The organism is Edaphobacter sp. FHG110511_03 (assembly GCF_059115365.1).
In genome coordinates this window covers 929,581-945,053 of record NZ_JBZYWL010000001.1, presented here as the reverse complement: position 1 = coordinate 945,053, position 15,473 = coordinate 929,581, and the positions used below count along the sequence as shown (strand labels likewise).

Below are 15,473 nucleotides of genomic sequence, written 5' to 3'. Positions count from 1 at the left end.
AAAATGGCTCGTGGAAGCGCGCAGATGACGCACTTCTTCCTTTGAGGCCAAAATGAGTGCCTAGCCCCTAAGCATCGCCGGTCGACTGCCCCACTGTCAAGAAATCCGCGCCGCTCCTCTTCCTTGCCATTCAGAGCAAACCTCGAATCCCCGCCGTCATTTCTTATCGGACACCTTCAGCGGACCCACGCTGAAGTGATCGAACACCACCTGAAAATCCTGCTTCCCCGGAGCAGCCGCCACCATGCCAATCTTCACCGGCACATCCGGCGGAAAATACGCCAGCCTCAGCATCAACCAGTTCGCGTCATCCAGCGAGTACTCGATCTGCACCGCATCCTTATGCCGCTGCAGCCTCAGCCATATCGACTTCGGACTATCCGAGCGCGGAACCACCGACCAGTCCGAGGTCTCACGCGTCACCACTGCGCTGAGATTCTGTTTGCCATCCACAAACTCAATCCCCGTCTTGATCCAGTTCTTCTCATCGATCCGGATCATAAGTCCCGCCTGGTGATACAGTTCGCGATACTGCCCCGAGATCCGGACCTTCGCCTCGAAATCCCCGCTCCGCTCCTGGTATCGAAACGGCCCATTGTCCCGGATAAACCCATAATGGGTCACGCGCCAGTAGTCCGTACCGGCAGGAACAGTCTCGGTTAAACCCCCCGCCGACTCCGTCCACTTCGCGGGCTCATGCTCCCACGCGAGCTTCGAGGTCTGCGCTCCGGACGTAAAGGAAAGGCTCATAAACAGAATGACAAGCGCAACGGCACGGTTCAAGGTCGCCTCCATCGGAAGTCTAGCCGCGCGCCCTCAACCCGTCCAGAAAGCTCTGCCCGTTCTCTCCCCTTGACAACCGACAGGAAGCGGGCGTAAATCTACCTGTCGAAAGCCGAGGGGAACCATGCCGCCTTCCACCGACCTGCTCCAGGGAACGCTCGACCTCCTCATCCTCAAGACCCTCGCCCTCGAGCCCATGCACGGCTGGGGAGTCGCTCAGCGCATCCAGCAGCTCTCCAAAGACGTCCTCCAGATCGGCCAGGGCTCCCTTTATCCCGCCCTCCACCGCCTTGAATACAAAGGCTGGATCCAGTCCGACTGGGGCTCCTCCGAGAACAACCGCCGCGCCAAGTTCTACTCCCTCACCCCCGCCGGCAAGCAGCAGCTCGAGTCCGAGCTCGACACCTGGGAGCGGCTCTCCTCCGCCATCGGCCTCATCGTCCGGCAAACACCCGAGGCCTCCTCATGATCCACACTCTCCTCACCCGTCTGCGCTTCCTGCTCTTCCCCAGGCCGCACAGCGACCTCGACGAAGAGCTCGCGTTCCACATCGAGCAGTCCATACAACAAAAGATCGCCAGTGGCTTCTCCCCTGAAGAGGCACGCCGCCAAACCCTCATCGACTTCGGCGGCATCGAGCGCACCCGCGAGCAATCCCATCAACAACGTCCCGACTGGTGGCTCGAGACCCTCGCCCAGGACATTCGCTACGCCCTGCGCGGATTCCGCCGCAATCCGCTCTTCACCGCCACCGTCATCGTCACGCTTGCCCTCGGCATCGGGACCACCACCGCCGTCTTCAGCGTCGTCGACCCCATCCTCTTCCGCGCCCTACCCTATGGACATCCCGACCGCCTCGTCTCGGTCGGCCTAGTCCAGTCGCTCGAAAAGCAGGAGTTCACCCTCGGCAGCTTCTACTACTACTGGAAGGACAACCAGACCCCCTTCGAATCGCTCACCGAAGAGGGCGGTACAGACGAGTGCGACCTGACCGAGCACAACCCTGTACGCCTGAACTGCGCCCGCGTCGAAGGAAACTTCCTCCCGACCCTTGGAATCTCGCCTCTCCTCGGACGCAACTTCCTCCCCGAAGAAGATCGCCCCCACGGGCCAAAGGTCGCGCTCATCTCCTACGGCGTATGGCTCACTCAATACAACCGCGATCCGGGCGTCCTCAACAAGCTCATCGAAATCGACGGCAAATCCGTGCGTATTATCGGCGTGCTTCCGAAAGACTTCGAGATGCCGAGGCTCCAGGCCGCCGACATCGTCCTTCCACGGGCCGTCGATATCTCGGCCCAGCACACCGTCAATAGTGGTATCGGCATACCGATGTGGGCCTTCGCCCGCCTCAAGCCCGGCATTACCCTCGATCAGTCACGCGAGGCCATGCAGCCTCTCTTTCAATACATCCTCAAGATTCTCCCCGTTGGGGACCGCACCGTGTTCCGCAAGGACTTTCACCTCAAGGTCCGTTCCCTTCGCGACCGCCAGATGCAGGACGTGCGCCTCGTCGCCTGGGTTCTGCTCGGCTCCGTCCTCGCCGTGCTCCTGATCGCCTGCGCCAACGTCGCCAGCCTGTTTCTCACCCGGGCCGCATCCAGAGAGCGTGAGCTGGCAGTCCGCTCCGCACTGGGAGCGAGCCGTGGCCGTCTCATGCGCCAAACCCTCACCGAGGCCCTCCTTCTCTCCCTCACCGGAGCAGCCGCCGGATGCATCCTCGCCGAGATCCTCCTGAAGATCTTCGTCGCCATCGCTCCCGCCGGGGTTCCCTTTCTCGACAAGGCACGCCTCGATCCCCGCATCCTCCTCTTCGCTATGCTTCTCTCTCTGCTTTGCGGTGTGCTGTTTGGCCTGATTCCCGCATTGCAGAAACCGCGCCCGGGTGCGCTTGCCGCACGCGCGACCAGATCCAGCGGACACGCTGTCCTGCGCCGGACCCTCGTCGTCGCTCAGATCGCCGTCAGCATGATCCTTCTCTCCGGCGCCACGTTGCTTCTGCGAAGCTTTCGCAACCTGCAGGCACAGAACCTCGGGATCGAGACCCACGGCGTCCTCACCGTCAACGCCTCTCTCACACGAGACCGCTACGAAGACAATCAGACGACGATGCAGTTTTTCGAGCAGGTGGAAGAGGCTGTTCGACGTGTGCCGGGAGTCACCGCCGTAGGAATCAGCGACTCGCTTCCTCCAGGTGGACGGCACGGCGGCAGGCGCTACTCGGAGCTGGCTGTCGATGGAAGGCCGCGTCCCACGCCGGGCACCGGAGGCACCACCGTCTCCCGTTCCGTCACACCCGATTATTTTCGCGCGCTTGGCGTCGCCATCGTGCAGGGGCGCAACTTCACTCAGGAAGAACGAGACTCCAGCGAACGCTTCATGATCATCAGCAGGCTGCTGGCGGACCGTTTGTTTCCGGGCGAAAATCCGATCGGCCAGCGCATGCAGATCGATTATGACAGTGGGGCGTGGTTCACCGTCATCGGCGTCGCCGCCAATGTGAAGAATGCCGAGTTAGCCGGCGAGGACGACCCCGAGTTCTACGAACTCCGCCGCAACACGCCCGAAGGAGATTGGAACCACACCATCCTCACCGTCGAGACCGCCCTTCCTCCCGATACAGTCACCCCATGGATCAGGACCCAGATTGCCAGGCTCGATCCCACCGTCCCCATCGACATCGCACCCATGCGCGAGCGCGTCAGCAAGCTTGCCGACCGCCCCCGCTTCGAGAGCGCGCTCCTCGGTTTCTTCGCCTTCACCGGACTTCTGATGGCAGTCATCGGCCTCTACGGCGTAACCGCCTATATGGTCGCGCAGCGCACCCAGGAGCTGGGCGTCCGCATGGCCCTCGGAGCCAGCCGCTCCAATATCCTGTACCTCATCCTCTGGGACGGCATACGCCTCATCGCGCTGGGCGGAGCCGTCGGCCTCTGCGCCGCCCTCGCTGTCTCGCGATTGCTCAAAAGCCTCCTCTTCAGCATAGGTCCGCACGACCCCGCCACCTTCATAGGAGTTACAGCCCTGCTCGCCCTCGTAGCTCTGGCCGCAACCCTCCTCCCCGCCCGCTCCGCAACCAAAGTCGATTCCGTCGTAGCCCTACGCTACGACTAGCCCCACCACCACCCATCACCAAACCACCAAACCACGTCATCTCAACCGAAGCGCGGCGGAGTGGAGAGACCCCTGTATTTAGCCCTTTCCGCCCACCAAATCCTAAGAAGGCCACCCATGCGCAAAATCACCAAAACCGGTGCCCCATCTTCGCGACAGTCTCATCGTCGCTAAGGTGGGTCCATTCGAGCGAAGCCTCGAACCGCTTCGCTTAGGGCACGGCTTCAGCCGTGCCACACCCAACAAGAAAAGGAAAGGGCTTCAGCCCCTGGGGTACACTTTTATTCCTATTCCGTGAAGCACTCGAAACCCCCGCAACTATAATCCGCCCATGCCCGACTCACTCGAGCAGGATCCCCGCGTCTACTTCGCCGCCGAGAGAACCTTTCTCGCCTGGATACGCACCGGCATAGCCCTTATGGGCTTCGGCTTCGCCATCGCCCGCTTCGGAATCTTCCTGCGGGAGATGCAGCCCGGCCAGTCAGGCCACCCAAGATGGACCTCTCCGGTTACCGGAGTCTTGCTCCTCGCCCTCGGCGTCGCTGTAAATGTGCTCGCATCGCTCCAGTACGCCGGAACCATCCGCCAGCTTCGCGAAGGTTCCTGGATACCCGGCAGACTCTCGAAGACAGCCCTGACACTCGCCCTGCTCCTCGCTGCCCTCGGAATCATCATGGGTACCTTGCTGCTTCTCATGCAATAAGCAACTCTCCCACCCACTCACCTTCCTCCAGACCGAGCGCCACCCAAACCACGTCATCTCGACCGAAGCGCAGCGAAGTGGAGAGATCCCTGTATTTCGCTTCTCCACCCCCAAACCTAAAAAGGACCAACCCACCCACCAAACCCAGGTGCCCCATCTTCGCGACAGCCTCATCGTCGCTAAGGTGGCTCCATTTGAGCGAAGCTCAAACCCCTCAGAGAGAACCTGTCAAGCCCCTCCGGCACCTAACCCATTCCCCACGAGCAATATAGAAATGCCGATTCTCCCCACCTCAACCACTAAAATAGAACTAGATCCTCAAATCCAGACCTACCCGTAGAACCCAAATAAAATCAGTACTTTAGAACTAAACCTTTTACAATCAGGACTCTGCATCCGAGGTCCGGGTCTAAACAAAACAGAATCAAGACTTTGCACAAAAAGCGGGGGATGGAGTATCACCAACTGCAGATCTGAAGAATTTGAACCGTAAAGACAGCCGCAACACTCAGATACCTAGAGAGCAAGGCCGATGAATCCAGATACCTTCGCAGTCCGCCGCGCCGCCTTTCGCACCCTCCACGAATCCGGCTTCTTTGTCATTCCCAACCCCTGGGACGTGGGCACCGCGCGTTATCTGCGTGGTCTCGGCTTTAAGGCGCTAGCCACCACCAGCTCCGGCTTCGCCTTCTCCCACGGACTCCCCGACGCCGACTGGGCCGTTCCCCGCGATGCCGCCCTCGAGCACATCCGCTCCATCGCCTCTGCCGTAGACCTCCCCATCAACGCGGACTTCGAATCCGGCTATGCGCACTCTCCCAATGAGGTCGCCGAAAACGTCCGCCTCTGCGTCGCCACCGGAGTCGCCGGACTCTCCATCGAGGATGCGACCGGCGATCCCAACCGTCCGCTCTACGATCTCTCCCTAGCCACCGAGCGCATCCGAGCCGCCAAGCAGGCCATCGGACACTCCGGCGTCCTCCTCACCGCTCGCTCCGAAGCCTTCCTCACCGGCCATCCCGAGCCTCTCCGCGAGTCTATCCGCCGGCTCGAAGCCTACGCCGTCGCCGGAGCCGATGTCCTCTACGCCCCCGGAGCCCACACCCGGCCCGAGGTGGAAGCCATCGTCAAGGCCGCCCACCCGCTCCCGGTCAACATCCTCGTCTGCTCCAGCGCTCCGCTCTCGCTCCCCCAGCTCGAGCAACTCGGAGTCCGTCGCGTCAGCACCGGCTCCGCGCTGGCCCGCGCCGCCTGGACCGGCTTCATCGCCGCAGCCCAAGGAATTGCGCGGCAACAGACCATGGCCGGCCTCGACGGAATTACTCCCTACGACGAGATCAACAACTTCTTCCGCAAGGACCGCGCCAACCTCGCCATCGCCGAAGCCGATCGGCAGCGATAGCCAGCAACGCTTCCGCGAGGAAACAGGATTCCCTCAACCCAGCGAGGGCATCGAGCGGCAGCAGATTAGGTCTGAAACCGCAGCACGCTCTTCGCCTTCAGCTTCGCCGCCTCTTCTTCGCGGTTCTTCGGAGGCGCAACCGTCTCGAGCGAGCGGAGAAGGTCAGTCGAAATCCCAGCGATCGCATCGATCGCCTCCTGAAACGCCTTCTCGTTCGCCTTCGACGGTTTGTTGAAGCCTGTAATCTTCCGCACAAACTGCAGGGAAGCCGCCCGCACCTCGTCCTCGGTCACAGGTGGATCGAAGTTGAAGAGCGTCTTGATATTCCGGCACATAGCCGTACCTCCAGTCCCAAGGCATTCGCAACACTGGAGACCACTTTACGCGCTCGACCGGCTCTCCTGCACGGCCTCAATCGCCCGAAACCGCCAGGTCCAGATTCTTCATCACCGCAGGATCTCCAATCACCTCGATGATTGCAATCTTTTCACCGGCAAACGTGAAACGCAGCACGCGCATCAGGCGGCCATGCGGAGCCAGCAGCATGCCCGGAACTCCATCCACCAACACCTGCTGAATGAAGCGCGCTCCCCTCGCGAAGACGATCGCCTGCTTCGCCCAGACCTCGGCTCCACGAACCTCCCTCTGTCCGCCCGGCTCCCTGGAGGCCTCGTCGATTCGAATCACAAACTCGGGATCGAGCACCGCCACCATGCCCTGCACATCCCCTGCCCGAAGCGCCGTCAGAAGCCTTTCGACGAGTCGTCGCTGACCACTCAGCTGCGCCTCCGCCACTGGCGCTCCCTGCACTCTTCGTCGCGCCCGGCTCGCAAGCTGCCTGGCAGCCATCGTCGAACGGCCAACAATATTGCCGATCTCCTCAAACGACACCGCGAACAGGTCATGCAACACGAAGGCCAGCCGCTCTGCCGGGGTTAGTCTGTCGAGAACCACCAGCAGGGCAACGCCAACCGCGTCCGCCATCACCGCCTCGCGCTCCGGGTCAGCTCCGCCGGCTCGAGCTGCAGGCTCTGCTGCCTGGGTCTCCATCGACTCTTCGCGCCGCGACTTCCTCGACCGCAGCATATCCAGGCAAACGCGACTGACCACCGTGGTGAGCCATCCGCCAAGATTCTCGATCGCGCTCGAGTCCGATCGGCTCAGCCGCAGCCAAGCCTCCTGCACCGCGTCATCCGCCTCGTTCAGCGAACCCAGCATCCGGTATGCGACCCCACGCAGATGCCCTCTGTTCTCCTCGAACTGCTCCGCCAGCCAATCCTGTCCTTGCACCGCCATACTCCCTCACTGCAAGCTCTGGAGCATCCTCTATAAATGCTCCCCTAAATGTTACAAATATCGAACCCGCCGAGATCACATCCTACGAAGCAGATGCCTCCGAAGCCGAAAAATCTTTCAGCCTCGGCGAAACAGGCACTCCAAGGATACGGCTCTCCGGCCGGGGAGCCCACGACATCACATTCAGCAGCGCGAGGACCGTCGGCGCAATCACATATCCCATCTCCCCACACACCGCATGCGATACCGCCGCTCCCGTCATCACAAAGAACACTCCAGCGTAAGCCCACTCCTTCAGTCTCGGCAGTCCCGGCCACACCAGCGCCAGCCCTCCCAGCACCTTCCAGAGACCAACGAGCGTCAGGAAGTACAGCGGATACCCGATCCGCGCCATCCCCTCGACCACCACTCGCGGACGCGCAAGATCCACCACCCCGCCGGACACCAAGGCGAATGCAACCAACCCCGTCGATACCCAATACCAGATCGTCTTCCTCTTCATCTCTCTGCTCCGTTCTGTCCGCTGTCACACTCTCGCGATCCGCTCCGTCATGGTGATGACGAAGCGATTTCGCCCGATGTGACAACGGGGCGGAGAAATCGTGTCCGGGTCGGAGCTCGTCCGATCGCAATCCTGCAACACCGAAGGAGAACAACGATGCAACCACGTATGACCAACCCCGCAATGCTCCTGCCAGAGGCCATGCAGGCCCTTATGGCACTGGGCGCAGCCGCCAAGCAAGATAATGGCGTGCCCGCCACCACTCTCAATCTCGTCTACCTCCGCGCCAGCCAGATCAACGGCTGCAGCGTCTGCGTTGACATGCACGCTCGTGCCGCAAAACAGGCCGATGAGACCGACGAGCGCCTCATCGCTGTAGGTGCCTGGCATGACGCACCCTACTTCACCCCTGCCGAGCGCGCCGCCCTCTCCTTTGCGGAGGCCGTAACCCGAATGGCCGACCGCTCCGACCCCGTTCCCGACGACGTCTGGTTCGAGGCTACGCAACATTACGACGAGAGGGCTCTCGCTGCCCTTACGCTCAACGTTGCGATGATCAACCTATGGAACCGCCTCAATGTTCCTTCGAAGCAAGTCGCGGGCCAGTGGATCAAGTCCGCGGAAGCCAAAAAGTGGCAGGAAGAACACGCCGCAGCATCCCGATAATACAAATTGGCGGTCATCGCACCTCGCGACGGCCGCCAGCCCTTTGGAAGTCGCAGTTCTCGAGAAGCTCTGGCACTTCGTGATGAACACATTCCGGTTGAATTGCATCTCACTCACCTATGAGTGGGGAAGTCGTTCACACGCACATTCCTGCGCGACTTGATCGACTTCCATGGTCCCGCTGGCATTGGCTCATCGTCACCGGGCTCGGAATCACTTGGGTCCTCGACGGCCTTGAGGTCACGCTCGCCGGAACCATTGGCGGTGTCCTCAAGCAGGCCCTGAACATGACCGACTCCCAGGTCGGTCAGTCAGCCACCTTTTACCTCGCCGGTGCCGTAATCGGCGCCCTGTTCTTCGGCTGGGCCACCGATCGCCTGGGACGCAAGAAGCTCTTCACCATCACTCTTCTCGTCTACCTGGTTGCGACCGGAGCCACCGCACTCTCCTGGAACTTCGGGAGCTACTCCATCTTCCGTTTCATCACCGGCCTCGGCATTGGTGGCGAATACGCTGCCATCAACTCCGCCATCGACGAGCTTATTCCCGCCCGGCTTCGCGGACGCATCGACCTCATCATCAACTCCACCTACTGGCTCGGCGCCGCACTCGGAGCCGGAATGACCGTCATCCTTCTGAACGGCCATCGGTTCAACCCCGACTTCGCCTGGCGTTTCGCCTTCGGCATCGGCGTCGTTCTAGGAGCCGGAATCCTCTTTCTCCGCCACTTCGTTCCCGAGAGCCCGCGCTGGCTCGTCATCCACGGCAAGAATGAAGCCGCGGAAAAGATCGTCTGCGATGTGGAAGACAAAATCACAGAACAAACCGGGCAGAGGCTTCCCCATCCCACCGAAGACGCCGTCGAGATTCATACCCGCACCCATACCCCGCTCAAAGAGGTCTGGATGGCCATGATGGGAGAAAATCGCTCCCGCTCCCTACTCGGCCTCACTCTCATGGTGGCGCAGGCCTTCTTCTACAACGCCATCTTCTTCACCTATGCACTCGTCCTCGAGCGCTTCTACAACATCCCTCCCACCAAGGCCGGCTACTACATCTTTCCCTTTGCCATCGGCAATGTACTCGGGCCAATCCTTATGGGGCATCTCTTTGACACCGTCGGCCGCAAGAAGATGATCTCGCTCACCTATGGTCTCAGCGGCCTCCTGCTCGCCATCACCGGCTGGCTCTTCGTGGAGGGAATGCTGACCGCCATCACTCAAACTATCTGCTGGACAGTGATCTTCTTTATCGCCTCCTCGGCAGCCAGCGCAGCCTACCTCACCGTCAGCGAAATCTTTCCGCTTGAAGTTCGCGCCATGGCGATCAGCATCTTTTACGCCATCGGCACTCTCATCGGCGGAGTCGCCGGACCTGCTCTTTTCGGCGCCCTGATTCAAATGGGCTCAGCCGTCCATCTCTTCTGGGGATACCTCGCTGCTGCTGCCCTCATGGTGATCGCCGCCGGAACCGAGATCGTCCTGGGAGTCGCAGCCGAAGGGCAGTCTCTCGAAAAGATCAGCAAGCCTCTCTCCGCCAGAGGCTGATGTCGCGTTTTTGAGTCACACCCGCAATCAATGCGCTTCCGCCTGCCGTTTCACATGCTCCAGCACACGCATATGAATGTCGTGCACGATGGAATCGGATATGCCGCGCCAGTACGCCTGAGGCCAGAAGTAATTCTGATACCACGTCGTTCCCTCCAGCAACGTGCGGTGCTCATCCAGCGCCACCAGTCTGAACTGTCCGTGCTTCGACCGCATATAGTTGCGCTCCAGGTGCGGGGGCATCACCTTCCACGGACTGATCTCGCGCAGTGATTGCGGCTGAGCAGCTACATCAAAGGCGAGCAGATGATTCTCATCCCACGTCGTAACCGGCTCGACAAAATCTCCAGTTGAGAATCGGCAGTATCGTACCGCGCCCGGCCCCGATCCCTTGATCTCCGCGCCAATCGGGTACGCGATTCCCGCTCGAAAGATCAGCTCTTCCGGGGGAGCCAGTGGAGGAAAAGAGATTACGTTCTTCCATACCGTCGAGACCGGCGCGTTGATGACGATGCTGCTCGTCACTGAAAGCACAGGCGGCTCCAGCCTGGTGGCATGCTCGGTGAACATGATCATCGGAAGCACCGTAATGCATGCCGCAAAGGTGGGCCGACCCGGCATATCAGGCCGTCTACGCAAGATCTCCCGTGCGATCTCTCCACCCGCAATCGAAAAAGGAAGAGCCAGCGGAAGAGCCATCACAAGACAAAGCGCGCCCTCCAAGGCGAATCCCAGCAAGACCACGCCGATCAACAGCGTTGTAATCATGCATACTGTGGCTGTCTCCTTGCCGGAGCGGATGCCGCCGACGTTCAGGAACCAGGAGGCCACAAATCCCGTGAGAAACGGCACTCCCAGGAACAAGCCCGAGGCATACTCCACCAGGATTCGCGTGTCCAGCGACACAAGGCAAAGGCCAAGCGCCGTTGCAACCACGACCCCTGCTATCGCCCTGCGTCTTCCATCGTCCTCGGAGACCTGCGTAGTTTCCAGACTTACGGCCGTATCGTCCTCGTGATCTTGGTCCACACCGGGCGCGAGTGAAAGCCAGAGAAACATCGCTAGATTTGCAAGCGGAACGAAGAGCAGGAACACCCATCCCGCATGCCTTCCGGCGTCGCGCAGCCTTCGCAGCGTAAGCGCGACACCCGCCCAGAAAAACGGAATTGCGATTCCCCAGAGATAGACATACATCTGTCTGTGGTTCGACACTCCTGCGAACGATCCCCCAAGCTGAGGGAAGACGTAGTTCCAGAGATGCCAGGGCTGGTGAAACTTCGTCGCGACAGACCGGTCGATCGCATACTTCACCGCCACCAGCACGACAGCGGCCAGAAAGTACGGCAGCCGCGATATGCGTCCCTCCCACGTGAACAGCCACATCCATCTCTCGCGTCGCATAGGGCCTCTTGTTTTGAACACGTTCAATATAGGGCACACACGAACAGGAAATCAATCTATTTTTGAACACATTCAAATCTAAGGCTTTGCCTCTGGAAATTAATCCTTTAGCTTTTTGGGTGCGGAGAAGTTCCCAGCAATCGCTGTGACAGCTCCTCCAGCACTCCCTCGGCCTTCTCCTCGCAGAGACCGGTGTGTACAGGCGAGACCTGGACCATCGTGCTGCGCGGCGAGACCAGCCAATGGAACCGTTCCCGCTGCGACAGCTTTGCAATCGGTCCCGCCGAGGGATCGCCCGTTGCAATCTTTGAGATCGCCTCCAGGTGTCGGTGTATCAGCTCCATATCGATCTGCGGCCAGAGCGCCCTCAGGCGCGTCTCGTCCACAACTACGCGTGCGTCGAGAAACCTCTGCTCCAGGCAAAAGACGATCACGCCCGCGTTGATGAACTCCCCACGCTCCACGCGAGGAACCACGCGCACCACCGCATAATCAAACGAGCTCGGCACGGGCACGGTCGGCCTCCTCTCGAAACTTCGTGGACGCCTTCAGCCTGCGCGACAGGAAGTCTGCATAGACCTGGCGCTTTTGCGTTGCGCCCACGCCGTCCCCCTCCCGCAACAGCCACCGGTCGGGAACCTGTTCCAGGATCCGCGAGATCTTTTCATCCGTCAGCAGAAGCCGCGCTCTTTCTTCGGCCTCCTCAAGCTCCGTCGCCCACGGCAGAAGGATGTGATTCTTCGACTCGCGAAACGGCGATTCCGCGCGTTCGAGCATCGTCTCCCAATCGTGGTGGACATAGAGCGCAGCGCCATGATCGATGAAATAGAGCTCGCGGTGCCAGCAGAGCAGATTCGCATTGCGCGGCGTGCGATCCACGTTCATCACAAACGCGTCGAACCACACCGCCATGGAAGCTGTCTTCGCATCCGCCTCGTCTTTCGCTGCAGGGTCAAACATCGTCGATCCCGGAAGATAGTCGAGGGCAAGGTTCAGCCCCACGCTCGCCTTCAACAGATCGCGGATCTCTTGATCCGGCTCGTTGCGTCCCAGCGCCGCGTCTACCTCCATGAAGACGAGCTCCGGAACATTCAATCCCAGCTCGCGTCCAATCTCACCGGCGATCAGCTCCGCCACCAACGCTAGCGGGCCTTGCCCTGCGCCGCGAAATTTCAGCACGTACAATCCCAGATCATCGGCAGCAACGATCGCCGGAAGGCTTCCGCCCTCGCGCAGCGCCGTTACATATTGCGTCGCCCTGACTGTCCTGAGCTGCATCCTTCAAGTGTAGCGGCAATCCAACCGCTGTCCGGTGCATCAGACTTTTACGCGCCCTTCGCCGTTGCTCCAGCGGCCCCATTGGCCTTGAACTCCTCATTGATCCAGAGCTTCAACGCATCGAGACTCTGTGACCGCCCAAGGAAGTCCTTCACCAGGCCGGTTGCTGGCTTTGCCGCTCCCGGCTCCAGCACGGTCCTGCGGTAGCGCATCGCCGTCGGTCCTGACAGCAGGTTCGCCTTGTCGAACTGCGAGAAGAAGTCCACTGCGATCACCTTGTCCAGCACGTAGGTGTAGTAGTTCGACGAGTAGCTGGTCAGGTGCGTGAAGCTCGCGTACATGCGATCCCCCTCGAGGAAGGTGAAGTGCGTGAACCGGTCCGAGTCCTCCCGCAGCAGAGCGTCGAAGTTCACCTGCTCCGGCGCGCGATCATGCACCTGCAGCGAATAGGTCGAATAGAACAGCTGGGCCTGCGTCCACCGCCCGCGCCCATAAGCTCCCGCTGCGTTCATCTTCTCGATCAGTGCCGAAGGAATAGTCTCGCCGGTCTGGTACTGCTTCGCGAAGCTCTGCAGAATCCCGCGATCGCGGAACATCTCCTCCAGCATCTGCGACGGAGCCTCCACGAAGTCGCCCTCCACGCTGAAGCCTCCTGCGTTCGACCACTCTCCCTGGCCGCCAAGAATGTGGTGCATCAGGTGACCGAACTCGTGGAAGAAGGTCACCACCTCGCTGTACTCCATCAGGCCTGGATCGCCTTTGGTGCCGCCCGAGAAGTTGCAGATCAGCGCTCCCTCGGGAAGCTGCCGTCCGCGGATCCCCGGAACGATCGGCGCGCTGGAAAACCACTTGTCCTTGCCGTCGCGTGGATGCATGTCCAGGTAAATCCGTCCAAGCTTCTTCTTGGCCGCGCCTGCATCGTCGAAGACGTCATAGGTCGAGACCGATGCATCCCACGTCTTCGCATCCGGAACCGCGCGGAACTCCACATGGAACAGGCTGGCCGCCGTCTTCAGGATTCCTTCCTGCACCTCGTCATAGGGAAAGTACGGCCGTACGCTCTGTGCGTCGAAGTCGTATCTGGCGCGCCGGTACTGCTCTGACCAGAAGCTCGCATCCGACGACGGGATCTTCGTCAGCCCCGGCTGCTGTTGCTTCGCATACTCCAGCAACAGGACGTACTCCTTGTCGGCCGGCCCGCGCGAGGCCTCGTCCACCTCTTTCAAAAAGGCTTTCAGGTTCGTCGCGGAACCCATCATCTGGTCGGCCATGGCCAGGTCGGCGAAGGTCTTGTAGCCCAGCGTCGTGGCCAGCTCCTGCCGCGCCTCCAGTACGCTCTTCAGAACTGCGACATTCGCCGGATAGGCTCTCTGGTTGTAGGTCAAGAACATCCTCTTGCGCAGGCCCGCGTCCGCCGCGAAGTTCATCACCGGCGTGCTATCGGGTGAATCGGTTGTCAGAGCGTAGGTTCCGTCTGCGGCGGGCTTGTGCCTGGCAATGTAATCCTCCGGCAGGCCTTTCAGCTCCGCCTTCGTGGCCGTCACCGTCAGCTTGCCATCGGCAACGTTGCGTCCGAAGGCAAGTGAGGCGTCGGTAATCTTGTCCTGCAGCTGGCGAATCTTCGCGCGGGTGGCATCGTCCTTGTCCACGCCCGCAAGCCGATACTCCAGCAACGCACGCTCCACATAATGCTTCGTCGCCGGATCGTTCGTGGGCAGTGGAACCGCGGCCAGAGCACGGTACACCGCCTGGTTCAGATTCAGATCCGTCGTCGCGGACGAGATTTTGGCCACCAGAGCCTGCCCTTTATCCCTCAACGGCGCCGAATTGCCTACCGAGTACATCAGGTAAGCCTCGTTGCCCGCCAGGGCCAGTTCATTCTGCGCGTCGTCATAGGGGCGAACCGTGTTCGCTACCGTATGCTCGCCCTTCACCGCGATCACCTTGTCCAGGTCGGCTTTCTCTGCCGCCAGCCGCGCGTTCACCCACGTCTCGAGTGACGCCGGATCGGCGCCTCCCGTCCAGGCATGCAGCACGTCCTGCGCCCCCGCCGTCCCCGAAGCAAATACCAGAGCCACGCAACAGGCGGCACGTAACGATAGCGTTCGAACCAGATCCATTCAGCCTCCTCGGGGACAACAACGAGACAACAAGGATAAAGTTATACCGGCGGCATAACCGCGATCCCACTGTCTTTTACAATAAAGGATTCCCCCACCATGGCCTCATCCGCAGATCTCGCCCGCGTCATCCATCAGGAGACCGAGCTTCGCCTCCCCCACTTCGACTGCGACGACGCCTGGCGCCTCGGCACGCTTCTGCGCGATCTTGCCGTGACTCGCAAACATACCCTCGTCATTGATATCCGGCGCTTCGGGCAGCCCATCCAGCCGCTCTTCTACACCGCGCTCGCCGGGACGACCCCGGATAACTCCCGCTGGGTGCAGCGCAAGTCTAACGTCGTCGCCCGTTTCCATCGCAGCTCCTATCAGGTTGGCCTCTATCTCGCGCAGAGCAACATCACCTTCCACGAGAAGTACGCGCTTGACGACGCCGACTATGCCACTCACGGAGGCAGTTTTCCTCTGCACGTCATCAACGCCGGGGTCATCGGCGCCGTCACCGTCTCCGGCCTTCCCCAACGCGAAGATCACAATCTTGTCGTGGAGGCGCTTTCACGCTTTTTAGATCGCGATCCCGAAGCTCTCCGCTTACCGTAACGGCAGGCCCCAGCACCCCTCTCTCCTGCCCCTTTACGAACCCATGGGATACATTCCGAAA

The 15,473-nt window shown here is 60.8% G+C and carries 15 protein-coding genes; 7 read left to right on the top strand and 8 right to left on the bottom strand.

All coding sequences use genetic code 11. The features are described 5' to 3' along the window. Positions 1-156 precede the first annotated feature (156 nt). On the bottom strand, positions 157-783 hold the full coding sequence (locus tag AC5S26_RS03740; protein ID WP_494183507.1) for a DUF1349 domain-containing protein: 627 nt from the start codon (positions 781-783) through the stop codon (positions 157-159). A gap of 124 nt (positions 784-907) precedes the next feature. Between AC5S26_RS03740 and AC5S26_RS03735 the strand changes: the two genes are divergently transcribed. From AC5S26_RS03735 to AC5S26_RS03720, 4 genes are all read left to right on the top strand, one after another. Beyond that, positions 908-1,252 carry a PadR family transcriptional regulator gene (locus AC5S26_RS03735; protein ID WP_494183506.1) on the top strand — a complete coding sequence of 115 codons (345 nt, stop codon included), beginning with the start codon at positions 908-910 and terminating at the stop codon, positions 1,250-1,252. Continuing rightward, positions 1,249-3,897, top strand: a complete 2,649-nt coding sequence (locus AC5S26_RS03730) for an ABC transporter permease (RefSeq protein WP_494183505.1) — start codon at positions 1,249-1,251, stop codon at positions 3,895-3,897. Before AC5S26_RS03735 ends, AC5S26_RS03730 begins: the two co-directional genes overlap by 4 nt. A 331-nt stretch (positions 3,898-4,228) precedes the next feature. Then, a complete protein-coding gene (locus tag AC5S26_RS03725; protein ID WP_494183504.1) occupies positions 4,229-4,600 on the top strand; it encodes a YidH family protein in 372 nt (123 codons plus the stop codon). Between the two features lie 532 nt (positions 4,601-5,132). Further along, the gene (locus tag AC5S26_RS03720) at positions 5,133-6,002 is read left to right on the top strand and encodes an isocitrate lyase/PEP mutase family protein (RefSeq protein WP_494183503.1); all 870 of its coding nucleotides are present in this window, start codon (positions 5,133-5,135) and stop codon (positions 6,000-6,002) included. 65 nt (positions 6,003-6,067) lie between these two features. Here the strand turns inward: AC5S26_RS03720 and AC5S26_RS03715 are convergent, their stop codons facing one another. From AC5S26_RS03715 to AC5S26_RS03705, 3 genes are all read right to left on the bottom strand, one after another. Then, a complete protein-coding gene (locus AC5S26_RS03715; protein ID WP_494183502.1) occupies positions 6,068-6,337 on the bottom strand; it encodes a DUF2277 domain-containing protein in 270 nt (89 codons plus the stop codon). Positions 6,338-6,413: 76 nt separating this feature from the next. Further along, positions 6,414-7,298: a sigma-70 family RNA polymerase sigma factor gene (locus tag AC5S26_RS03710; RefSeq protein ID WP_494183501.1), complete on the bottom strand. Its 885-nt coding sequence runs from the start codon at positions 7,296-7,298 to the stop codon at positions 6,414-6,416. Between the two features lie 82 nt (positions 7,299-7,380). After that, on the bottom strand, positions 7,381-7,800 hold the full coding sequence (locus AC5S26_RS03705; RefSeq protein WP_494183500.1) for a DoxX family protein: 420 nt from the start codon (positions 7,798-7,800) through the stop codon (positions 7,381-7,383). A gap of 156 nt (positions 7,801-7,956) precedes the next feature. On the opposite strand from AC5S26_RS03705, the gene AC5S26_RS03700 reads away from it, so the two are divergent. Beyond that, positions 7,957-8,466 carry a carboxymuconolactone decarboxylase family protein gene (locus AC5S26_RS03700; protein WP_494183499.1) on the top strand — a complete coding sequence of 170 codons (510 nt, stop codon included), beginning with the start codon at positions 7,957-7,959 and terminating at the stop codon, positions 8,464-8,466. Between the two features lie 119 nt (positions 8,467-8,585). Then, the gene (locus AC5S26_RS03695) at positions 8,586-10,013 is read left to right on the top strand and encodes an MFS transporter (protein WP_494183498.1); all 1,428 of its coding nucleotides are present in this window, start codon (positions 8,586-8,588) and stop codon (positions 10,011-10,013) included. Positions 10,014-10,040: 27 nt separating this feature from the next. On the opposite strand, the gene AC5S26_RS03690 is transcribed toward AC5S26_RS03695, so the two are convergent. The 4 genes from AC5S26_RS03690 to AC5S26_RS03675 form a co-directional block, all read right to left on the bottom strand. Beyond that, a complete protein-coding gene (locus AC5S26_RS03690) occupies positions 10,041-11,414 on the bottom strand; it encodes a DUF805 domain-containing protein (protein ID WP_494183497.1) in 1,374 nt (457 codons plus the stop codon). A 107-nt stretch (positions 11,415-11,521) separates the two neighbouring features. Continuing rightward, the gene (locus AC5S26_RS03685) at positions 11,522-11,923 is read right to left on the bottom strand and encodes a DUF3037 domain-containing protein (protein WP_494183496.1); all 402 of its coding nucleotides are present in this window, start codon (positions 11,921-11,923) and stop codon (positions 11,522-11,524) included. Further along, positions 11,907-12,692 carry a HipA family kinase gene (locus AC5S26_RS03680; protein WP_494183495.1) on the bottom strand — a complete coding sequence of 262 codons (786 nt, stop codon included), beginning with the start codon at positions 12,690-12,692 and terminating at the stop codon, positions 11,907-11,909. Before AC5S26_RS03680 ends, AC5S26_RS03685 begins: the two co-directional genes overlap by 17 nt. Before the next feature lie 47 nt (positions 12,693-12,739). Continuing rightward, a complete protein-coding gene (locus AC5S26_RS03675) occupies positions 12,740-14,812 on the bottom strand; it encodes a M3 family metallopeptidase (RefSeq protein WP_494183494.1) in 2,073 nt (690 codons plus the stop codon). Positions 14,813-14,911: 99 nt separating this feature from the next. Here AC5S26_RS03675 and AC5S26_RS03670 point away from each other — a divergent pair, with 99 nt between their 5' ends. Continuing rightward, entirely contained in the window at positions 14,912-15,412 is a 501-nt protein-coding gene (locus tag AC5S26_RS03670; RefSeq protein WP_494183493.1) for a heme-degrading domain-containing protein, read from the top strand. Positions 15,413-15,473 lie beyond the last annotated feature (61 nt).